Source organism: Natronoflexus pectinivorans, assembly GCF_004345615.1.
GTDB lineage: Bacteria > Bacteroidota > Bacteroidia > Bacteroidales > Marinilabiliaceae > Natronoflexus > Natronoflexus pectinivorans.
On sequence record NZ_SLWK01000002.1, the window covers coordinates 156,844 to 181,074 of the forward strand.

Consider the following 24,231-nt stretch of genomic DNA (forward strand, 5'->3'; position numbering starts at 1 on the left):
ATTTTGATGTTTGTATTGTTTTAATTAATTATAAATAGGTCTCTTATGTGGTTTAGTCAAGTCTGAAAGGGTTCAATCCCGTTCGGGATTGAAATTTTTGGGTCTGTTTTAACCGTAAGTTTTACTTACGGTTATTCAGATTTAATCCCTATCGGGATTAATTGAATTTCCCACAATCTTAACTAAACGATCTTAGTCAAACTCTATTCTATTTTTGAGAGCACAGAGTCTTATTTTTTTCTAATACTTATTTTCTTATTACTATTTCTACTTTTTCCGTTCCCCTGTTAAATGGGATGATTAGTTTTGAACCGTTTATATCATACGAGAAGTCTGTTCTTCTTCCGTTTATGTTGACTCTTCTTGGCTCTTTCTCTAAATTGTGTATTGTAACAATATAGTGTCTTTGCTCCGGTTTTCCGTAATAATTGCCCTTGTTGCAATTCATTTCAATTCTTAACTGTCGCCCGGTGTTGGTTGCTTTGTAAGACACCAACTCATACTCATCATTCTCAAGAGATGTCGGATTTTTGCCGTCATCCATGAACATCTGCCCATGTCCATTTTCTGTTTTGGGATGGTGGTAATAACTTACCAAAAGAGTGTCTGTTGAGAAAAAGTCGGTGGACATGATCGGTTTAGCTTTCGTAATGAAACTACCTGCTTTCACAAATACAGGTATGTTCTCAAAGGGCGTTTCAACAGAAATGGTTTGTCCTCCACTGTAAATTTGATTGTTGAAAAGGTGAATCCAGTAGCCTTCAGGCATTGTAACATCGCGGGAACGAATGCCTGGCTCTAGTACCGGCGCAACCAAAAGGTTGTCGCCCCAGTAGTAGGTATCATAAATGTCGAAATAATCAGAATTGTTCGGGTGCTCATAGAAAAGTGGACGGGCAAGAGGGGTCCCCTCTGTTGTTTGTTGCCAACTCATGGTGTATAGGTATGGCAACAGTTCATACCTTAGTTTTATAAACTCCCTGGTAACATCTTGCGATTTCTGACTGAAATAGATGGGCTCTGAAGGAACGCTTTCACCATGGGGACGATAAATGGGGTTGAATACTCCAAATTGCATCCATCTGGTATATAACTCATCATCTTTTTCTCCGGCGGCAAATCCTCCCAAATCGGAGTGCATGTATGGGATTCCACTCACCGACATGCCCAACATAATGGGAAGTTGTGCCCTAAATCCATCCCAACATCTGGATACATCTCCCGACCATGGAAAAACGGAATACCTCTGGCTCCCTGCATATCCTGCCCGGTTTAGGAAAAACAACCTTTGATCGGGATAATGCTCGCGGTATTTATCATGCAGCATTTTACTCCAGTAGTGTCCGTAGATGTTATGTATCTCATCAGACATCCCTGCTTTGTAGTAAATTCCCGATGGATGTTTTTCAGGTTCACCCAAATCACCCCACCATCCAGCGATTCCTTTCTCTATGTGCGGCACATGTTTATTCCAAAACCATTCCATGGCGTCGGGGTTAAATACATCGATTAATGATGCAGGCCCAAACCAAAAATCGTCAATAACAAATGCGTTTCCTGTGCTGTCCTTTCCAAAGTATCCCTTTTGAGCCATTTCATCGTAATGGTCTGAATCAGTCAGGAAAAAAGGCTCTGTGATTAGGATGGTTTTGACTCCGTTATCCAAAAAATGATCAATCATTTTTTGAGGCTCAGGCCAGTTCTCTTTTTCCCATGTTAGATTTCCCATTCTGAAATCGCCAATTCCTTTTCCAAACCAATAGAGATCCATAATCATGGCATCCAATGGAAATCCGGCCATGATGGTGGAGTCGGCTACATTTACCGCGTGTTCCTGCGAAGTATATCCAAATCGACTTTGTAAGTGACCCAGTGCCCAGATAGGGGGGAGTGGCTGAGTGCCTGTCAATAGTGTGTATTCCTTTAAAGTTTCTTTGTGGTTGTTTCCGGTAACAATATATACAGTGAAGTTTTCCATGTTGGATTCCAGTCTGAATATATTTTCATCGCTGTATCCAATATCGGCTGTAGCTCGTTGAGGTGAGTCAAAAAATATTAGATATGGGCGATCGGATACAAAAACAGGAACGGAATAGTTGAGGTTTTCTGCACCCCATGCGTAACCCCAGTGTGGCTCGTTGTTGAGTTTTAACTGGTAGCCTCGTCTATCCATCGGGATGGCGCGACTTCCACCTCCGGTTACTCGCTCTCCAGGCTGCAATTGAATTGAAACACCGGTTGAGTTCCCATTTTGCATACTTCCATGAATCAGAATGGTTTCCTGGTGCTGAGATCCGGTGCGTAAACTTATTTCAAAGGGCTTTTTTTGGATGGTGACTTGATTTTGACCCATTCTGGCCATAATTCTGGAGTCTTGTTCCTGAACAATTAAGGGTTGTGATCCGGGATGTGCAATCAGCGCATCACTTGGATTACTGAAAATTGAATCTCTGCAAAAAGAGATCATGATGCTGTTTGGGGTTACAGCGGCCATTCGTATATGACCTTCGTTGGTGGTTAAGACCAGACAATCCCTGGTTTGGGAGTGGTTAATTAAACTGACTTTGGAGTTATTCCCGGCTGGCGAGCCCCAGAGGGCTGCCAGAGGAATAATCAGGAGAATTTGGGGAATAATAAACCTGAATTTTAACATGGTATAGCTATTTAAGTTCGATAATCAAGGCTGATTTTGCCGGAACGGTTATTTTGTCCAGTTTTTCATATCTCTTTCCTGTGACTATCTCTCTTCCGCCTGAATAGTTGGCCAAAATTTCATTGAAGCGGCTCATGTCCACCTCGGTATTGTTTTCATCATTATTGTTCATCATTACCATGATGGCTTCTCCGTCTAAATATCTGAAATAGACATATACTTCGTTTTGAGGAACAAAATGCAGCGTGTTTCCGTGATGAATGACATGGCTGTTTTTACGGTAGTTGAGCACGGTGGTCAGGTAGTCAAACACCTCGTTTTGCTCTGCTGTTCTTCCTTCGCGGGTAAAGGCGTCCACTTCATCGCCGGGCCATCCTCCCGGATAGTTTTGACGAATGGCACCATGACTTAGACCTCCATCTTCGCCCATCAAAATTTCACTACCATAGTACCATTGAGGAATACCTCTCACTGTACCCAAAAATGCAATGGCCAGTTTCATTTTGTTGATATCGTAGTTAAAGAAGTGCATCATTCTGCCGAAATCATGATTTTCGGCAAATACTACCAGGTGTTTTGGATAACGGTAAAGATGATCGTCAGCTAATACATCGTAAAGACGCTGCAATCCACTGTCCCATCCTTCACCTTCGTTAAATGCACTGCTGATGGCGTAGGCCAATGGGAAATCAAACAGGTTCTTGATGTAGGAATTGTATCCATCCTGATTCGGAAAGTCCTTTTGCCAGTAAGCCAGTTGCGAAGTGTTGCCAATCCATGACTCACCAACAATTGAGAAGTCGGGGTACTCTCTTTTTACGCGAAGAACCCAGTCCGCCATTGCGTCTTTGTCGGGATAAGGATAAGTATCCATTCTGATGCCCTGTAGTCCGGCATACTCAATCCACCAGATGCTTTTTTGGGTCAGATAGTTGAGAACAAGTTCATTTTTCAGGTTCATATCCGGCATGGTTGTGTCGAACCAGCCACGAACGGTCAGATCAAAATCAGCTTTTGATGCATATGGGTCCGAAACCGTGCTCAAACGATAGTTTGAGCGCGTGAACTCAGGGTATTGATGCACCCAGTCTTCCGTTGGTAAATCGTTCATCCACCAATGCTTGCTCCCACAATGGTTGAAAATCATATCCATGATAATTTTGATGCCTCTTTCGCGACTTGCATCCACCAGAGCCTTAAATTCCTCATTGGTTCCCAGTCTGCGATCGATTTTATAATAATCTGTAGTGGCATATCCATGGTAAGATGCTACCGGTTGATCATTTTCAAGAACAGGGTTTAACCAAATGGCAGTAAATCCCATATCGCTAATGAAATCCAGACGCTCTTTAATTCCTTGTAAATCGCCCCCGTGACGTCCATATGGCTCGTCCCGGTTTGGCTTTTCAAGCATTCCGGGAATCATGTCGTTATCGGGGTTGGCATTTGCAAACCTGTCGGGCATAATCAGGTAAATGGCATCCGACTGATTAAACCCTTCCCTTTCGGCTGAGCCTTCTTCGCGGGTTAAGAGTTCAAATGTTCTGGTGGTACGAACTCTGCGTCCGTCTCTGAACCTGATCTCCAATTTTCCGGGATTGGCATCCTTACTGATATTTACATCGATGAAAAGATAGTTTGGATTTTCAACCGCGATGATTCTTTCAATGGAAACACCTGGATAATCAATTTCCGGTCTTAGTAACGCGATGTCTTTACCGTATGCCATTAACTGAACGGTTGGGTTTTGAAATCCAATCCACCAGGAAGCGGGCTCGAGTCTCTCTTTTATGTTTGATGCAAAACTCTGATTTCCGTTCCCAACCAACAATGTGGCCAGGAGCATAAGAATGATAAATCTACTCTTTTTAAGCATAGTATGTAGGTTTTAATGATAGTGTGACAGATTCTGATGGTTTTACGGTTACTTTTTCGTTGTAAACCATTAGGGTTGCTTCATTACTGGCATGAGAGATGATCTCAATATTTTTCTGGCTTACCTTGACCTCCAGATAGTTCCCTCTGAATACCACCATGAATGCATAGGATTTCCATTGTTGCGGAATGATTGGGTTCAAATGGAGTTTTCCATCTTTTACCCGTTTTCCTCCAAAACCTTCTACAATCGACATCCATGTTCCGGCCATACTGGTGATGTGAAGGCCCTCATGAACTTCGTTGTTGTAGTCATCCAAATCCAGGCGGCTGGTGCGCAGATAGAGTTCGTATGCTTTCTCCTGTTTGCCAAGACGTGCTGCAAGCACGACGTGAACGCAAGGCGAGAGCGATGATTCATGCACAGTGCGAGGTTCGTAGAAATCGAAATGTCGACGAATGGTGTCTGTATCAAATTCTTCCTCAAATACATAAATGCCTTGAAGTGTGTCGGCTTGTTTTATGAAGCATGAACGCAGGATTCTGTCCCATGACCAATGCTGGTTGATTGGCCGGGTGGATGCCGGCAGGTCATCTGCCATCATCTGTTCCTTGTCCATGAAACCATCCTGCTGCATAAAGATGTTTAGATCCGTATTAAATGGGAAATGCATCTGCTCACATATTTCTGCCCATTTAGCAGTCTCCTCAGCATATTTAAAATCGATGTTTTCTAAAATGGCCTGATAACGGGAGGGGTTCATGGTTTCCACAATTTTTAGTGCCTTGGCTGCGTAAGTCATACACCAAACGGCCATTTTGTTGGTGTACCAGTTGTTGTTGATGTTGTTTTCGTATTCGTTTGGCCCAGTAACGCCCAAAATGACATATTTCTGTTTTTCTCCCGACCAATTGGCTCGCTGGGCCCAGAATCTTGCAATCCCAATCAAAACCTCCAGGCCATATTCTTCCAGGTATTTTTCATCACCTGTATGGCGGATGTAGTTGTAAATGGCAAATGCTATGGCTCCGTTTCGGTGAATCTCCTCAAAGGTAATTTCCCATTCATTATGGCACTCTTCTCCGTTGATGGTAACCATGGGGTAAAGTGCAGCACCACCTGTGAATCCAAGTTTCTCCGCATTCTCAATGGCTTTCTGAAGGTGTTTGTAACGATACACAAGCAGGTTTCTGGTAACATGCTGCGGTGCAGTAGCCAAAAAGAACGGAATACAATATGCTTCAGTGTCCCAGTAGGTTGTTCCGCCGTATTTTTCGCCTGTGAACCCTTTGGGTCCCACGTTCAGCCTTTCATCATCGCCGGTGTAGGTCTGGTTCAGCTGGAAAATGTTAAAGCGGATTCCCTGCTGGGCTGCTACGTCTCCTTCAATCTTGATGTCGCTGTGTTCCCAAATGGTGGCCCAATGATTGATCTGGATTTTCAGCATTTTGTCAAATCCTACTGTTTTAGCCTGCAACGCTCTTTGTTGAGCCTTGCTAATAAGTTGCTCGTTTTGATGATTTAAAGAACTGGTAACGCCTATGAATTTGTCGAAAACGATGGTTTCGTTTTCAGAGGCTTTAATTTCTACTCTGTTTGATGTTCTAACAGCATTGTGTGAAGAGGAAACTTTGTGATTTCGTGTGTTGATGTCCCAATTCATGGCATATGCAACCCTGAAATCCAGTTTCTTCGTCTGAGCCATCAGTTCACCTTCTCCATCTTTGCTGTTGGTGCTTAAAATGTTCCAGAATTTCTCATCATAGTTGGAGTCTTCGTTTTCCACATCACCATCAATATATGGCTCAAAGGCCACTTGCCCGGTGAAATTGAGAGGAGTTAAAGCGTACCTGATAAATGCACATTCAGGTTCAGACATGCTAAGAAACCGTGTTGCTTCTACTTTAACTTGTTTCCCACTGTTTAAAGTCGCTTTGAATTCTCTGGATAAAATGCCCTTTTGCATATCGAGGGTACGCACAAAACCTTCGGTTTTGCACATAAATAGATCCAGTTGTTCACCTTCAATCTCAACGTTGATTCCTATGTAATTGGGAGAATTCAGGACCTTGGCAAAATACTCAGGGTATCCGTTTTTCCACCATCCAACTCTTGTTTTATCGGGATAGTACACCCCGGCAATATAGCTTCCCTGAAGGGTTGATCCGCTGTATGTTTCTTCAAAGTTGGCTCTTTGTCCCATTTTACCGTTTCCGAGACTGAATATGCTCTCGGAAGCTCGCTGGTAATCAGGATTAAAACCTTCTTCAATTATTCTCCACTCATCGTGCTTCAAATATTGTCTCATCTTACTGTCAGTTATTGGAGTTTAATAATGTCCTGCAATTTAATTTTGTCCAGCCCGCTTACTACCATGTTGGCTTTTGAAAGAATTGAAGGTGAACCAATGCCCACGCATTTCATTCCTGCAGATATGGCTGCTTCCACCCCGGCTTCGGCGTCTTCAAAAACAACGCACGTGCTGGCCGGAACGTTAAGCGCTTCAGCTCCTTTCAGAAATACTTCAGGATCTGGTTTTGCCTTGGTTGTATTGGTTCCATCAATAATGGCGTCAAAATACTTGGTTAGTTCCAGGCGTTCCAAAATGGTCATGGCATTTTTACTTGCCGATCCCAAAGCTGTCGCAATCCCATTTTTCTTACATTCTGTCAGGAACTCTTTTGCTCCCGGTAAAATCTCATCGGGTTTCATTTGCAGTATAAATGAGAGGTAATGCTCATTTTTGCGATCTGCAAGCTCTTCCTTCTCTTGGGTGGATTTAGTTACTCCTCCAATTTCAAGAAGAATATCAAGTGAAGCCATTCGGCTTACACCTTTAAGGCGTTCATTGTGTTCAAGGGTGAATTCAAATCCCATCTCACTTGCCAGTTCCTTCCAGGCGATGTAGTGATACTTGGCGGTATCAACTATCACTCCGTCGAGGTCAAACAAACAGGCTTTTATCATGCTTTTTAGTTTTAATATGTTCTTTCGGTTCCGCTTTGCGGAATTCCATTCACTACACTTCCAGTCTCCTGTTTCCGATTTCCGATTTCCAGTCTCCGGTCTCCGGTTTCCGGTCTCCGTCCTACCCTTCTTTCTCCATTTTATCTTCAACAAATACCACCGAAATAGCAGCGATTAAAAGACTGACTCCGGCAATAATTAAAGCGTAAATGGCCTGTGAGTCGAAAACACGCTTAATGATTGGTCCGCCAAATATTCCGTTTACAATTTGCGGCATGGTAATGAAAAAGTTAAACAGCCCCATGTAAATTCCATATTTGGCTGCCGGTAAAGCGCTGGATAAGATTGCGTAAGGCATTGATAGAATACTTGCCCATGCAATACCAATGGCAATCATTGGAACAATTAGCATGGTAGGACTTTGAATAAAATAGATAGAAATTAATCCAACTGCTCCAATTGCCAATGCAGCAGCATGTGTTCCCTTGCGCGAAATTTTCTTTGCTAAGAATGGTAATGTAAATGCAAAAATTGCGGCAACACCATTATAAACACCAAATAGAACTCCTACCCAGTTAGCTGCATTGTTGTATTCAGCAGATGCAGTGTCGTTTGGCGCCAATCCATAAATATGTTGTGCAATTGCCGGTGTGGTGAAAACCCACATTCCAAAAAGCGCAAGCCATGAGAAGAACTGAACCAGACCAAGTTGCTTCATGGTTTTTGGCATTGCTGCAAAGTCCTTGAAAATTTGCATAAATCCGGCATCTTTCTCCTTCGTGTCATCGGTCTCTTCAGCCACTCCAAACTCTTTAAGCTCTTTTGCCGAGTACTCTTTGGTTGTTACTACCGTCCATATGATGGCTCCTACCAATACGGCGGCACCAACATAAAAGGAGTAGATAACATTGGAAGGTACAATTCCCGGATCGGCGGTTTTGGAAACACCCAACCATTCTGCCAGAACGTAAGTAATAAGTGACCCGACAACTGCACCAATCCCAATTAGTGTTGCTTGCACCGAGAAGCCTCTGGCTCGCTGTTCATTGGGAAGTTTGTCTGCAACCAGAGCTCTAAAAGGTTCCATGGCTACATTGAATGATGCATCCATAACCATCAGCATCCCTGCTCCAATAAGCATAGGCGGAATAAATAATGTTAATGATCCTGAGTTGGGCATAAAAATCAATGCTATGGCAGCGAAGATTGCCCCTGCCAGGAAGAAGGGTCTGCGTCGTCCCAAGCGGGTCCAGGTGCGATCACTGTAATGCCCCACTATGGGTTGTACAAGCATGCCGGTTATTGGAGCTGCAAGCCAAAACCATGAAAGGTGTTCAACATTGGCTCCAAATGTTTGTAAAATACGACTTGCATTGGCATTTTGCAGGGCAAAACCAAACTGGATTCCCAAAAAGCCTACGCTCATGTTCCAAATTTGTGCTGTTGACAGCCGAGGTAATTGCTTCATCTGTTTTAGATATTAATTCGTGTGATTCATGAACCATTCCTTCAAAAGTTCCTCTGCTCACGAAAAGGTTAATTAATAGTTTATAGAATGTTTAATACTTGTTTTATTCAATACGCTAAATAAATTAGCCATGTTCTATATGATTGTACTCTCTCTTGCTTCTAATTCTCTGCGCTGCTTCTTTCTTAAGTGAAAAATATGGGCAACTTCTGTTAGAATATTATAAAAAGAGTACAATATCACCTGCTATTACTCGTGTATCGTTAATCGACACAGTAATTTGTAATAAAAAATGCAATAGTTTGATTTAAGTAAAAGCGAACCTGTCTGGCAGGTAAAAGAAAGTTGTTGTGGTAATTTCTAAATTGTAAATTTCCCGTTTACAAAGACAAATATAGGAGGTTTTTAATCTAATGTAAATAAAGCAAAGATTTTTTTTATTTGTGTTTATTGCAGGTATGCAGTGAGTTGCCTTATTGCAATCGTTTGCGAAGGGTTTGCTCTAATTTGTTAAATTCTAGAAAGATGCTTGATTTACTTTGTTCGCAATCGTTTTCGAAGATTTAAATTCTATGTTGAACTTCTCTTTTTTAATGTTGGGGTAATTATTTTGGTTTGGTAATTGATTGGTGCTGTGGGGTTCTCCAATCGTTGAATAAGCATTCGCACGGCCTCACGTCCCATTTCATATCCTTTTTGTTCTACAGTAGAAAGCGGCGGCGAAGCGATGGTTGCATTGGGTCCGTCTCCAAAACCGATAACTTTAATTTGTTCAGGAATTTTATATCCATTTTGCTGTAATACTTGCATGATAGCAATGGCAGTACTATCATTGACGGCAAAAACGCCGTCAATTTCAGGAGCAATGTCCAGAAGGTGCTGTCGCATGGTAAGAACTTCCTCTCTGGTATCACATTTTAATGTGAACTCTTCTTTTATCTCGATATTATGACTTTTTAAAGCATGGCAATACCCTTCATATCTTTTCTTCCCAATTAACAGATGTTTGGGAGCTGCCAGATGGAGAATTTTTTTGCATCCGCATTCTATAAGGTGTTCGGTTGCTACGCGGGCACCTTCAAAATCATCGGTAATGACTCTGTCGGTTTCAATTTCGTCGCATATTCTGTCAAAAAACACGACTGGTGTTCCATTGTCAATAGCTGTTTGCAGATGGTTGAACTCTTTCGTTGTTTTGCTTATGGAAACCAGCAACCCGTCTACTCTGTGATCCAAAAGTGCTTGGGTATTGATCACTTCCCGATAATAATTTTCGTTGGATTGGCATATCATCATATGGTAACCTTCTCCATAGGCCAGATCTTCCATCCCACTAATGACCGATGAGAAAAAGTGGTGAACGATTTCGGGAATAATCAGGCCTAAAGTATTGGTTTTTTGTTTTCGAAGACTTAGTGCTAAAGCATTTGGCCGGTATTTTACTTTTTCTGCAAATGTTTTTACCAGGTTACGGGTCTCTTCACTGATGTCCGGATGGTCTTTTAATGCTCTTGAAACAGTAGAAGGGGAAACCCCTAAAATTCGTGCAATATCTTTTATGGTGATGTGTGAAGGTTTCATATACTCTAAGTTCTGTGGTGTTTTTTTGTTACTGATTTAAAATTAATAAAAAAAAGGAATGTCTTGTTAAAAGATCCCGCAAAATGCTCTTTTTAGTGCTTGAAGAGTAAGTTGTCAGGTTAACTAAAATAGTTGATGTAATTATATGTGGTTTTAAATTGAAAGTTAGGATTGCTTAATGTTTATATGGAGTTTGGTGATTGTATATTCGTATAGAGTAAGAATTACTTATAAAAATTTAAATCGTTTGCGGAAGATGTCTAAAACATGTTATAAAACATATGGGATTTTCGCAATCGTAACCGCAAACGTTTGCGGTTACGATTGCGAAAAATATCCTGCAAAAAACTGGCTATCAATGTTAAAACATGTTTACAATTCTTTCTGTTTGCTCTATATTTGTTGCAATGATTTTTGATTTCAGATTGAAGCGAAAAGTTGTTAATTCATTTTTATTTCCCCGTTTATAAGATTTTGTCATGCTAACGAGCATCAGAATCTTACGCCAAAAACTTTTATAAAAATTAACTAAATCATGTTTTTATGAAGAAGATGTTATTAAAACAAAAATTCCTGATGCTTTTATTGGGCTGCCTTATTCCCTTGGGAGTATCTGCTCAGCAGGTAAACGTTACGGGTCGGGTCACAGATAGTGCTAATGGAGAACCTGTTCCAGGAGTAACTATTGTGATTGCCGGAACGCCAACAGGAACAATTACTTCTATTGATGGAACCTATTCAATTAATGCCAATGTAGGGGATATGTTACAATTTTCTTTTATTGGCTACGATACAGAAAGACGAAATGTTTCTGCCGACGCAGCAGTTCTTAACGTTGTTATGCAGCCGAGTGTATTTGGAGTAGATGAGGTGGTCGTTATTGGATATGGACAAATACGTAAGTCTGACGCTACTGGTTCAGTGAATGTAATTGGAGCGGATGACTTCAACCGCGGTCCAATTACCACGCCACAAGGATTGATTACGGGACGTATTCCTGGTGTAATGGTTACACAAGGCAGTGGAGCACCCGGATCCGGATCAACGATCCGAATCAGGGGAGGGTCTTCATTATCAGCCTCAAATGATCCGCTTATTGTTATTGATGGGTTCCCCGTTGATAATAGCGGAGTAGAAGGATTGGCTAACCCCCTTTCTACCATAAATCCTAATGATATCGAGTCAATGACTGTTCTAAAGGATGCTTCTGCAACTGCCATTTACGGATCACGGGCTTCGAATGGTGTAATTATTATTACAACCAAAAGGGGAACAAAGGACGGTCTGAATATTAACTATACCGGAAATGTTTCAGTTGGACAATTGGTTAAATATCATGATGTTTTTGACGGGAATGAGTTTCGTGATTTAGTTGCCGATCGCGTTGCCAATCATGGCATGGATCCTGTAGCATTAACCAGATTGGGACAAGCTAATACTGATTGGCAGGATGAAATTTACAGAACTGCAGTTTCTACAGACCACAACGTGAGTTTTTACGGACGCTACAATGATATTCCATTTAGAGCTTCTATTGGACACACCATAGAAAATGGTATTCTTAAGGAATCAAGTTTGTCAAGAACAACTCTTGCTGTGACTGCAAATCCTTCTTTCTTTGATGATCAACTTAGGGTTACCATTAACCTGAAAGGGATGGACATTCATAATAATTTCTCTAATCAGGATGCGATTTCTTCAGCCTTTCAGTTTGACCCATCGCAGCCAATCAGAAATGATAACACCAGATATGGTGGTTATTTTACATGGATTGAATTGGCTCAGGCTGATCAATTGAATGGAAACCCCATAAATATTGCGACTCACAACCCATTGGCCCGCTTAGCCTATAGGGATGACCAATCAGATGTTCAGTCAGCAATTGGTAATATTCAGTTCGATTATGCTGTTCCATTTTTGGAAGGGCTAAGAGCTAATTTGAACATGGGTATGGAAATTTCTGAGGGAGAGGGTAACAATAATACCGATCCACGAGCTTCATGGAGTTTACGTGAACCTTCATTTAACGTGCAAAGTTACAGAGGAACACGCAAGAATCAATTGCTTGATTTTTATCTGAATTACATGGCCGAAGTTGGAGACCACAGATTTGATGCTACAGCTGGTTATGGATGGCAGTATTTTTACCGCTCAGGCAGTTCACGCAACAGATCCTGGGAAATGGGTGATGATGGCGAGTACATCGGAGCCGGTTCTCGTTCTTATAAGAATGAAAACTATTTGGTGTCTTTCTTTGGACGTTTGAATTATGCTTTTATGGACAGATACCTGGTAACTGCTACATTAAGAAATGACGGTTCTTCCAGATTTGGAAAAGACAATCGTTGGGGATTGTTCCCCGCTTTTGCTTTGGCATGGAAGATAAATGAAGAGTCTTTCCTTGAGAACGCTGATTTCCTTTCTGAATTAAAGTTGCGTTTAGGTTATGGAGTGACAGGCCAGCAGGATATTGGTACAAATTATTACCCATATATCCCAATTTACAGGGAAAGTGAGCAAGGTGCCTATTATCGATTTGGCGATACCTATTATTCAACTCTGAGACCAAATCCATATGATGCTAATCTTAAGTGGGAAGAGACAACGACCTATAACCTTGGTTTAGATTTCGGATTCCTGAATAACCGGTTCCAGGGTTCAGTAGATGTTTATCACCGAGAAACAGTTGATCTTATAAGTAATGTTCCAATTGCAGCAGGTACTAATTTTTCTAACTATCTGACTACTAATGTTGGCTCTCTTGAAAATCAGGGGGTTGAAATCGGTTTGACCTATCGTGCCATATCAAGATTGGATTTGAGTTGGAGTATAGGAGCAAATTTTGCTGCCAACAGAAATGAAATTACTTCTCTTTCTAATCTTGACACAGAAGATGCAGGTGTAGGATATCCTCTTGGAGGTATTTCAGGAGGAACAGGAAACACAGTTATGTGGAACCGTGTAGGGCAAGCAGCCAATACTTTCTTCCTGTTCCAGCAGGTTTATGATACCAACGGAATGCCGATTGAAGGATTGTATGTAGATAAAACCGGAGAAGGTGGTAATGTTGCCGGAAATAATGACAACAAATACTTTATGGGAACGCCAACTCCCGATTTCTTGATTGGTATTTCTTCTGACCTCAAATACAGAAACTGGGACTTTTCGTTTGCCGGAAGATTAAGTATTGGAAATGAGGTGTATAACAATAACTGGTCAGACAGAGCTATTTATCAGGAGCTTTACAACCAGTCTGGTTACCTTTCAAACATTCCAAAGGCTGTGCAGAGAACCAATTTCACAAATGCACAATATTGGTCTAGCGTTTATTTAGAAGATGCTTCATTTTTCAGAATGGATCATATCACGCTGGGATATTCATTCGAAAGATTGTTGACTGAGAGATTAAGTGGTCGTGTTACTGCTTCGGTACAGAATGCATTTGTTATTACTGATTATTCCGGATTAGATCCTGAGGTTTCCGGAGGAATTGATAACAATATTTATCCCAGACCAAGGACATTTATGTTGGGAGTGAATGTAAACTTCTAAAATGATCACTTCTTAAAAGATTATAGAATATGAGACATATTAAATTTCTATCAATATTTGCAATTGCTGTGATGGTAGCCTTTACAGCATGCATAAACGATTTGGATGTAGAGCCTATTGACCCTAATGAGGCAACTGCAACAAATGTATTTTCTGATGAGTTATCATATAAACGTGCATTGGCACGTGTATATGCAACCTATGCCATCAGTGGTCAACGTGGTGGAGGTGGTGGTCTGCCTGATATCGAAGGGATTGATGAAGGCTTTGGTAACTACCTGCGTTTATACTGGAATTTACAACAGTTGCCAACAGATGAGACCGTGATGGCTTGGGATGATGCCAGTATTAAAGATTTTCATTGGCACACCTGGTCTCCAAATGATGTGTTTATTGGTGCTATGTACTCACGTATATTTTATGCCATTACATTGGCAAATGAATTCATCAGGACTTCTGAAGAAGCTATGGGTAGTGCAACAGGTGATTTTCTTGAAGATCTTAGACTATATCAGGCAGAATCTCGTTTCTTAAGAGCTTTTTCTTATTGGCATGCCATTGATATGTTTGGAAACGTATCTTTTGTAACAGAAGAAGATCCGATTGGGGCATTTTTCCCTCAACGAATCACACGTGCCGATCTTTTCGATTACATCGAGCAGGAGCTTATTGATTTAGAAGGCGAGCTTGCCGCGCCTGGTACCAATGAATATGCTCGTGTTGATAGAGTTGCTGCGTGGATGTTGCTTTCTAAATTGTATCTTAATGCACAGGTTTATATTGGAGAATCAAAATATACTGAAGCGTTAACCTACCTCAATAAAGTGATTAATGAAGGAGGTTATTCAATTGATCCAAACTACATCAGAATGTTTAGGGTAGATAATGACCAGAGTCCGGAAATCATTTTCCCAATTTCTTTTAATGCTCAAAATACTCAGCAATATGGTGGTATGACATTTATTACCAATGCATCAAGAGGTGGAAATATGTTGCCAAATGGTGTTGGTGCATGGGGTGGAATCAGAGGAATCAAAGAGCTTGTAGAGATTTTTGGGTTTAATGAAAGCGATTTTACTACTGAAGATCCTGTATTTAGTGCCAGAGAAGATCAGCGAGCTCAGTTCTTCTTCGATCCTGAAAGTTGGTCATGGGAAGTAGAAAATGTTGGTTTGTTCACTCATGGTATTGGTGTCTCCAAGTTCACAAATTTAAGATCTGACGGGGAACCAGACCCAATGGCAGAGGGAGACTTTGCCAGCACTGACTTCCCAATGTTCCGTTTAGGCGATGCTTATCTTATGTATGCCGAAGCTGTGCTAAGAGGAGGACAAGGTGGAAGCAGAGCTACTGCTCTACAATTGGTTAATGAACTACGTGACCGTGCTTTCGGAAACACCAACCATCGAATCACTGATTCTGAACTTACTTTGGATTTTATTTTGGATGAACGTGCAAGAGAACTTTATTGGGAAGCACATAGAAGAACTGACCTGATTCGTTTTGGTAAACTCACAGGTGGCGATTATATCTGGACATGGAAAGGAAACGTTCCCGAGGGACGTTCTACAGGAGCGTTTAGAGACTTATATCCAATTCCGGTGAATGATTTGGATACAAATCCTAATTTGATACAAAATACCGGTTATTCAAATTAATCTGTTCGGTTTTTGCCCAAAGGCACTCTTTAAAGTGCCTTTGGTAAAAATTCAAAAACTGTTTAAATAATTATCTCTATGAAGAAGTTAAGATTTTTAATAATAGCTATTCTGGGTCTGGCTGTTTTTGCTGCTTGCGAAGACGAGTTTAAACCCACATTGGATTTGGATGCGTCAACACCCCCTGCTTTGACAAGTCCAACTCATGATCAATCTTTTCAATTGCTGGAAGAGGATGCCTCACAACCTATGGTGTTTTCATTCTCAAAGGCTCTGTTTGATGTAAATGTTTCAGAGGAATATTTGATTGAAGTTTCTAAGGCGGCTGATTTTTCTGCTCCACGCACTTTGTCAGGCACTGAAAACCGGACTGAGGGAACATTTACCTCGACTGTATTAACGTTTAATCAAACGTTGATTGCTCTGGGATATGAAGTTGGCGAAGATGCTTATGCATACATCAGAGTCAGAGCCAGACTTATTGGTACCAGTATTAATGTTCCTTCTGAGATTGTCAGAATTGTTGTAAACCCATTTATGTCTGATGGGCCAGCGGCAGAAAGATGGACCGTTATTGGTAGCGCTGTAGGCGGATGGACCGATGCTGATGAGAGAACAATGAGTTATAATGCAGAAACAGGATTATATTCTCTTACTGTTGATATGACCCCTGGAGATTTCAAATTCCGTGCTCCTGAGAAAGACCCGTCTAATGCGTGGGCGCACAACTTAGGTTTGGTTGGTGATAAGCGTACTGTTGTAGAGGAGGCCAATGTTGCACTGGAAGCTGATGGAGCAGATATTAATACCCCGGGAGGAAACTACACAATTACTCTGGATGTTGAAAATCTGAGATTTACAATTGTTCAAAATGAAGCAGCTGATTTAACCGATTGGGATGGCGTTGTAGTAGAATTGGTTGGTGCTGCCATCAGTTCAGAAAACGAAGGTGCAGAACCAGATCAGGCATGGATTTGGGGTAATGTATTGTTGGCAGATAATGCAGGTGTTCCTTCGCATTCTGAAGGTAAATATACCTGGACTTGGGAGAAAGTGGTCATTGATGCAGACGCAGGGTTTAAAATCCGTACGCTAAATGGCGTGGCTGCACCTCAGAACGATATCAATTTCGATGCTGGATATGATAATCTTGATGCAGCCAATAGTTCAAGTCTGGTCATTAATGATGATGGCAATTTGATGGTAACCGAAACAGGTGAATTCACCATTGTGTTTATGATTGATGCTGTTAATGCAAATGAAATGACCATTACCATCCAAGAATACAAAGAGTTTCCAGAAAATGTTTACATGATTGGAACCGATTTTGGAGATTGGAATTGGGAGTCTGATGGTATAGTGGAGATGCTTCCATTCCCGGGACAAGAGGGAGAATTCTGGATCATTCGTCATTTTAATGCTGCTAATGGATTCAAATGGAACACCGAAAAAGGTTGGGGCGGTGACTTTGAACAACTAGGTGAATCTGTTGGATTTACGACTGATGCTGGTAATGCTTTTGTCCCTGAGGACGGTCTTTATATGGTTCGCATTAACTATGCTGAAGATAGAATTACAATAGAACCTTTTAGTGAATTGTATTTAACCGGATCGGCAACGCACGGATGGAGCTGGGATGAGCCTGTTACCACAATTACCTGGACCAGTGAAAATAGATTGGAAGGTGAAATCAACTTTAATAAAAATGAGCATTTCCGATTGTTTGCGCAAAAGGATTGGGGTCCACTTAGCATGGGGCACGACATCATTACAGATTTTGATACTTCGGTAATTATCGTTGCTGAAGGTCATGGAGATCCAAACTGGGAGTTTGTTGCCGAAAGCGGTACATATCATTTTGTTCTTGATTTGGGAAGTAGTTCTATTGTAATTACACCAATTGAAGACTAGAACCAAACATACCAGTTTATAATTTATACACTTTACACTCACCCGATGATTTTTTCATCGGGTGAGTATTTGCTTGTTTATTAAAACATCATCTGATGCTGTTGTATGAGTTGTTCATATAGAGATGAATCTTATTCGTTATGAACGAATAAGGAGAATTGAGAATGACTCACGAGGAAATATCATGCCAGATATTTGTTTATTTTTTTAAAAAAAACTCTAAGGGTTTTAGCGTATGAAGTATTTACTACAAATAATTCTTCTTTTCATATTCATAGGTGGAGTGCAATCTCAGGTTGTTACTACAGAGCCGGTTATAGTTACAGAAGATGAGTCGGTTACAATAACATTTTATGCCGACAGGGGATCAAGAGGATTGGTGAATTTTACCGGAGAAATCTACGCACACACAGGAGTCATAACCAATGAGAGTACGGGAAGCTCAGATTGGCGATATGTGATTGCTGAGTGGGGCGAAAATATCCCCAAAGCAAAATTAACCATGGTTGCCTACAACAGGCATCAACTGGTTATCGATAACATCAGGGAATACTACGGTGTTCCTGCCGAAGAAGAGATTCTTCAAATGGCCTTTGTTTTCAGAAGTGCCACACAAATAAACGGAAGTTGGAGAGAAGGCAAAGATACCGATGGCAGCGACATTTTTATAGATGTATTTAAGCCTGAACTTGCAGTTGTTTTTCAGTCGCCACAGGACGATATGCTTGTTTTGGCCAATGAGGAGATTACTGTTGTGGGACATTCTATGAATGCAGATGGAATGAAACTGTACCTGAATGAGGATGTCATACACGAAACATCTTCTTCAACATTGGAGCACACTTTTGCGGCACCAGCCTCTGGAGTACATGAATTAAAACTTGAAGCATTTGATCAGGACAACTCAGTTTTCCAAACCCGGTCTTTATTCATTCGGCAGGAAACGGTAGAGGAACCAAAGCCAGAAGGATTACGTTTGGGAGCCAATGTCATTGATGAAGAAACAGTAACGTTTGTTCTGCAGGCACCCTTTAAGGAATATGTATATCTTATAGGTGATTTCAATGATTGGGAGCCAAATCCAGATTCTCAAATGAAGCGGGATGGTGAGTTCTACTGGTTAACCATCAATGATCTTGAGCCAGGGGTGGAATATGCTTACCAATATTTTATAGACGGTTCTCTTCGGCTTGCCGATGCATATACAAACAAGGTGCTTGATCCATGGAATGATCATTATATCCCGGATAGAATTTACCCAAATTTAAAACCATTTCCGGCCGATAAAACAACCGGTTTGGCTGCGGTGGTAAATACTGCTCCCGAAGTTTACCCGTGGCAGGTAGTAGATTTTTCACCCCCTGCAAACGAAGATCTTGTGATTTATGAGGTTCTGATCAGGGACTTTACAAGCAATCAGGACATTAAAACCATTACAGATACGCTTGATTATTTTGTGAGATTAGGTGTGAATGCCATTCAATTAATGCCTTTTAATCAATTTGAAGGAAATGAGAGTTGGGGATATAATCCTTCTTTCTTTTTTGCCACCGATAAGGCTTATGGAACAGCCAATGACTATAAGGCATTTATAGATGCATGCCACGAACGTGGCATTGCAGTGATCATGGACATTGTTCTGAATCATACATTTAGTCAGTCACCTCTTTTGCAAATGTATTTTCAGGGTGGACGAGCTGCTTCTAATAACCCATGGTATTTAAGAGATAATAACATTCAGAATCCGCATTTACAATGGGGGTTCCCTCTAAATCACGAAAGTGAGTATACCCAGGCTTTGGTTGATAGTGTTCTCTCTTTTTGGGTAACGGAGTTTAATATTGATGGATACCGGTTCGATTTTACCAAAGGATTTACGAACACGCCATACGGACCCAACTCATGGGCCAGCGAGTATGATGCCAGCCGGGTCGCTATTTTAAAGAGAATGGTTGATAATCTTCGTGAAGTTAAGGATGATGCCATCATTATTTTTGAGCATTTGGCCGATAACTCTGAAGAGACAGTTCTGGCAGACTACGGTATTCTACTCTGGGGAAATATGAATTACTCTTTTAGTGAGGCTGTAATGGGCTATCATGATGGTGGAAAATCAGATTTCTCCTGGGCGTCATATTCCAACAGGGGCTGGAGCAATCCAAACCTTATAGCCTACATGGAAAGCCATGATGAAGAGCGGGTTATGTTCCGTGCACTGAACTATGGAGCAGAAGTTCCTGGTTATTCAGTTAAAAATCTCCGGAACGCACTGAACAGGAAAAAGGCTGCGGCAGCATTTTTATTTTCTATCCCGGGGCCTAAAATGATCTGGCAGTTCGGGGAATTAGGATTTGACTACAGCATTGATGATTTTGGTGGCCGTTTGGCACCAAAACCGCCAAAATGGGATTATCTTGAAAACGCTGATCGTAAACGTTTATGGAATGTTTATTCGCAAATGATTCATTTGAAAAGGGAAGAGGCTGTCTTTTCTACCACTGATTATAATATGAATGTTGCAGGAGCTGTTAAGCATATAGCACTTAACCACGAGAGCAACGACATTCGTCTTGTCGGTAATTTTGACACTCAAACACGGACTGTCGCACCACAGTTTAGTTCAACCGGTTGGTGGTACAATCACTTTAAAGGTGACAGTATTTATGTTGAAGATCTGTCATTGGAAGTTGAGCTGGCTCCGGGAGCATTTACTCTGTTTTCTTCCACCAAAATGTTTGGATTTGATCCGACAACTTCTATACGTGATTTGCAGAAATCGGCGGTAAATATAGAGATGTATCCGATTCCGGTAAATGATAAGCTTTATGTGCAGTCACCTTATGTGATTTCATCTGTGTATGTTTTTGATGCCAATGGACGACAATTATTGCAACGTATAGTCGATGATCATGATCTTGAATTAGAAACATCCCATCTGTCTGCCGGTTTTTACTTTATTCAAGTGGTGCATCAGAATGGAATTGTGAGTAGGAGAAAGTTCTTGAAATAGAAATATATTAACTCAATATTTCAATTAGGTGGTATTTGCCTTTTGGGTAAGTACCACCGTTTTTTATATATCACACTTTGATACTGGCTGATGATTCGTTTGGATCTATTATTTGTTCAGGTATTTTTAAGTTGATGGTTTCTGGTTGAAACGATTTCGTACAACCTGTCTGAAGAAAATCTTTTTCAAAATATAGACAAATGTACTTCCGATAATTTTTAGATCGGCGATGATTGAAAGGTTATTTATGTATATGACATCGTAAATCAGTCTTTCTGTCATTTCATTCACATTGTGAGCATACCCATATTTTATCATACCTAACGATGTTAGTCCGGGCTTTACCTGTAAAATGAATTTATAGTATGGAGTCTCTTTTTCCAACTGAGATGCAAAGTAAGCCCTTTCGGGACGAGGTCCCACCAGGGACATTTCACCTTTAAGAATATTCCAGAATTGAGGAAGTTCGTCCATATGAGTTTGTCTTAAAAAGCGCCCTATTTCGGTAATTCTTCTGTCATCGCCTTTGGCAGCCAGCTGAGGGCCGTTTTCTTCAGCATTTACATGCATTGTACGAAACTTGTACATGGTAAATTGTTTCCCGTTTTTCCCCAACCTTTGCTGCTTAAAAAGAACCGGGCCTGGCGAGTTTCTTCTGATTTTCCATGAGAGAAAGGGATAGGTAATAGCGGTAAATATTAACCCTGGTATAGCCACCGAAATATCCAGTATTCTCTTAATCAGTTTATATCCCAAGTTGATGCTCCGTGGTCGTATACAAACAACCGGGATTTCAGTCAGATGTGATAGCCCAATCTGAATCGGAATGGATTCTATTGAGCCTGGCGCCAGTCTTACTAAAACCTCTTCTGTGTTTATTTCTGTCAGTATTTTTTCTGTTTGCCTGGTTTTCTGGGAGTGGTTGAATATGATTACTTCATCAATAGAGTATTCTTTAACAATGTCAGGTGCATTGTAAAATCTTCCAAGACAGGGAATTTCAGGGTGAAAATCGGGTTTTATTTTTTCTGTTCCACAATAACCTGACAAAGTCAGGTTATTCACGCTTATGTAGCGTAAAAACTCTTTAAAATAAGCGTTGCTTGGAAAATTATGAAATACAAGTAGTACTTTGTGCGATAATATATTTGTTTTAAGCAACATGGTAAATATCAGATGAATCAGCAACCTGTTAATTGAGATGGTTGCGGCATAAATAAGTGTTACCACGAGAACCTTCAGCAAAAAACGCGAAGGAACACCACTTGTTGGTTCAAAATATGTAATGGCTACAAGAGTTGTGAGATAAAAGAGACCGAGGATCACCAATGGGCGTTTGATGGAAACTTGTCCTACAATGGAAGTGTCGGTTTTATAACTCCCAAAAATTGAGAAGACAACAATAAAGGTAAATGGTATCCATATTTTAGGACTTACATCAATTGGCAGACTATTGTCTGTGAGATTTGTAGATATAACCAGGGCAGTGAAAATGTTGAGAATTAAAACCCCGGTCAGAAAGTCTGTTACCAGCGTTATTAAACCTGGTAATCCCCGTTTGATGAATTTTTTTGAGAACATTTAAATCTTGTAAATCTTGTCAATAATATTGGCTTTAATGTGTTTGCAGGGTTAATTGTGCTGTGGTCTGTTTTTCAAAGATGTAACAGCAAACTGATACGTTAAGTTGTTGTCTTAAAAATGAACTTTCGGGATGTAATATATCTTGAAAATAACAATAATGTACTATTATTGGTCGAAGATATCACAAATTTAAACGTTGTTTTTTGATTAATATTATACTAAATAGCTGTTTAAATTTACCTTTTTAATTAGGAAGATATCCAGCATATTTTCTCTTAAAGCCGAAATAAAGTTTTCGCAAAAAAACTTTATTCTTTTTGATGGGATTAGCTTTTCAAATCAATTGTTCTTTATCTACCTTATATCAATAAATTCTATTAAGTTTTACCAAAATGAATATCCTCTGGTGCTATATCCTTCATGGAACAAGGTGTTGAGGGGGTGCTGTTGATGTTGGTTTTATGAAGGTTGGGTTCGCAGTGTGGCGTTATTTTTAGTCGATGTAAGATTAGATTGATGTGCAATCATTCATCTTTGATGAATTATTCATGGTAGTTCTAAAAAGTCGATTAATTTTGTCCTTATGCTAGAAGATTCATTCCGACATAAAGGGTTGCGTGCTCGTCTGGTTGACGAAGTCCGAAAAAAGGGGATTTCTGATGAAAAAGTCCTGGAAGCCATTGGTTCGGTGCCCAGGCATGTTTTTCTTGATAGTTCCTTTGTAAAATATGCCTACAAAGATATGGCTTTCCCAATCGGAGCTGGCCAAACCATTTCGCAACCTTCCACCGTTGCACTTCAAACAAGTTTATTAAAAGTAAAACCCGGACAAAAAATACTGGAGGTTGGCACAGGCTCAGGATATCAGGCGGCTGTGCTTTGCGAGATGGGAGTTCACCTTTTTTCTATTGAGCGTCAGCCCGAATTATATAGCAAAACAAAGATTGCATTGACCGGTTTTAAGTATCGAAAATTGCGACTTTATTTGGGCGATGGATACGAGGGATTGCCCGCATTTGCTCCATTTGACGGCATACTTGTAACTGCAGGTGCTTCAGAAGTACCTCCTTCGCTTCTGATGCAATTAAAAACCGGAGGGATTATGGTTATCCCTGTTGGAACAAGTACTCAGGTCATGTCCAGAATCATACGTATCAGTGATCAGGAATTTGAAAAGGAGGAATTTGGAAAATGTGCATTTGTACCAATGTTAAGTGGCGTTGCACAAAAACAATTATAGGCTATTATCGTTAGAAATTAGAAAAACTTAAACAGGAAGATATGATACAAGTAAAGAATTTAGTTTATAATCCGTTTCAGGAAAATACCTATATCGTTTATGACGAAAGCAAGGAGTGCGTAATCTTTGACCCGGGTATGTTGAGTGACCAGGAGTGTCAGCATTTTTCTGATGAAATTGAGAGTCTCGGTGTTAAACCGGTAAAGCTGTTGCAAACTCATTTGCATTTGGATCATGTGTTTGGAACATCATATGTGTCCAAAACTTATGAACTTGATCCGGTTTCACATAAAGATGATCTTTTTTTTCTGGAACAAACCCAGGATTATGCGTTGCAATTTGGTTTGGAAGTTAAAGAAAAGCCTCCTGTACCAAAGGAATTCCTGACGGAAGGTGATGAGGTTCGATTTGGAAATACTGTTTTTAAAGTCATTCATATTCCCGGTCACTCTCCTGGTGGAATTCTGTTTTATAATGAAGAAAGCAAAACTCTGTTTTCAGGAGATGTGCTTTTTCAGGGAAGTGTTGGGCGTAGTGACTTGCCGGGAGGCAATCACGAGAGTTTAATAAAAGGTATTCAAGAGAAATTGATGGTTTTACCCGATGATGTGGTTGTATACAGTGGTCACGGCCCTTCCACAACCATCGGTAAAGAGCGCTATAATAATCCCTTTTTGTAATTGATAAATATCATCCTGATATTGGATGGATAATTGACATATTTGTGTTAA

At 40.6% G+C, this 24,231-nt stretch carries 13 protein-coding genes; 6 read left to right on the top strand and 7 right to left on the bottom strand.

Annotated elements, in window-relative coordinates:
- Positions 1-247: 247 nt before the first annotated feature.
- The 6 genes from EV194_RS04120 to EV194_RS04145 all read right to left on the bottom strand — a co-directional run bounded on the left by EV194_RS04120 (position 248) and on the right by EV194_RS04145 (position 10,545).
- Entirely contained in the window at positions 248-2,653 is a 2,406-nt protein-coding gene (locus tag EV194_RS04120; protein ID WP_132432414.1) for a TIM-barrel domain-containing protein, read from the bottom strand.
- 7 nt (positions 2,654-2,660) lie between these two features.
- Positions 2,661-4,529, bottom strand: a complete 1,869-nt coding sequence (locus tag EV194_RS04125; RefSeq protein WP_132432416.1) for a glycoside hydrolase family 13 protein — start codon at positions 4,527-4,529, stop codon at positions 2,661-2,663.
- Positions 4,522-6,837 carry a family 65 glycosyl hydrolase domain-containing protein gene (locus tag EV194_RS04130; RefSeq protein ID WP_132432418.1) on the bottom strand — a complete coding sequence of 772 codons (2,316 nt, stop codon included), beginning with the start codon at positions 6,835-6,837 and terminating at the stop codon, positions 4,522-4,524. Before EV194_RS04130 ends, EV194_RS04125 begins: the two co-directional genes overlap by 8 nt.
- 11 nt (positions 6,838-6,848) lie before the next feature.
- Positions 6,849-7,496: a beta-phosphoglucomutase gene (gene pgmB / locus EV194_RS04135; RefSeq protein ID WP_132432420.1), complete on the bottom strand. Its 648-nt coding sequence runs from the start codon at positions 7,494-7,496 to the stop codon at positions 6,849-6,851.
- A 121-nt stretch (positions 7,497-7,617) separates the two neighbouring features.
- Complete coding sequence (locus tag EV194_RS04140; RefSeq protein ID WP_243699324.1) at positions 7,618-8,964, bottom strand: MFS transporter; 1,347 nt, start codon at positions 8,962-8,964, stop codon at positions 7,618-7,620.
- 570 nt (positions 8,965-9,534) lie between these two features.
- Positions 9,535-10,545: a LacI family DNA-binding transcriptional regulator gene (locus EV194_RS04145; protein ID WP_132432422.1), complete on the bottom strand. Its 1,011-nt coding sequence runs from the start codon at positions 10,543-10,545 to the stop codon at positions 9,535-9,537.
- Between the two features lie 543 nt (positions 10,546-11,088).
- Between EV194_RS04145 and EV194_RS04150 the strand changes: the two genes are divergently transcribed.
- From EV194_RS04150 to EV194_RS04165, 4 genes are all read left to right on the top strand, one after another.
- Positions 11,089-14,097 (top strand): SusC/RagA family TonB-linked outer membrane protein, encoded by a 3,009-nt coding sequence (locus EV194_RS04150; RefSeq protein ID WP_132432424.1) that lies wholly within the window; start codon positions 11,089-11,091, stop codon positions 14,095-14,097.
- Positions 14,098-14,126: 29 nt separating this feature from the next.
- A complete protein-coding gene (locus EV194_RS04155; RefSeq protein WP_132432426.1) occupies positions 14,127-15,755 on the top strand; it encodes a RagB/SusD family nutrient uptake outer membrane protein in 1,629 nt (542 codons plus the stop codon).
- A gap of 78 nt (positions 15,756-15,833) precedes the next feature.
- The gene (locus EV194_RS04160) at positions 15,834-17,666 is read left to right on the top strand and encodes a SusF/SusE family outer membrane protein (RefSeq protein ID WP_132432428.1); all 1,833 of its coding nucleotides are present in this window, start codon (positions 15,834-15,836) and stop codon (positions 17,664-17,666) included.
- Positions 17,667-17,901: 235 nt separating this feature from the next.
- Entirely contained in the window at positions 17,902-20,676 is a 2,775-nt protein-coding gene (locus EV194_RS04165; RefSeq protein WP_132432430.1) for an alpha-amylase family glycosyl hydrolase, read from the top strand.
- 126 nt (positions 20,677-20,802) lie between these two features.
- On the opposite strand, the gene EV194_RS04170 is transcribed toward EV194_RS04165, so the two are convergent.
- Positions 20,803-22,257, bottom strand: coding sequence for an exopolysaccharide biosynthesis polyprenyl glycosylphosphotransferase (locus EV194_RS04170; RefSeq protein ID WP_132432432.1), 1,455 nt, complete (start codon positions 22,255-22,257; stop codon positions 20,803-20,805).
- A 586-nt stretch (positions 22,258-22,843) separates the two neighbouring features.
- Between EV194_RS04170 and EV194_RS04175 the strand changes: the two genes are divergently transcribed.
- The gene (locus tag EV194_RS04175; RefSeq protein WP_132432434.1) at positions 22,844-23,500 is read left to right on the top strand and encodes a protein-L-isoaspartate(D-aspartate) O-methyltransferase; all 657 of its coding nucleotides are present in this window, start codon (positions 22,844-22,846) and stop codon (positions 23,498-23,500) included.
- Between the two features lie 41 nt (positions 23,501-23,541).
- Positions 23,542-24,180, top strand: a complete 639-nt coding sequence (locus tag EV194_RS04180; RefSeq protein ID WP_132432436.1) for an MBL fold metallo-hydrolase — start codon at positions 23,542-23,544, stop codon at positions 24,178-24,180.
- Positions 24,181-24,231 lie beyond the last annotated feature (51 nt).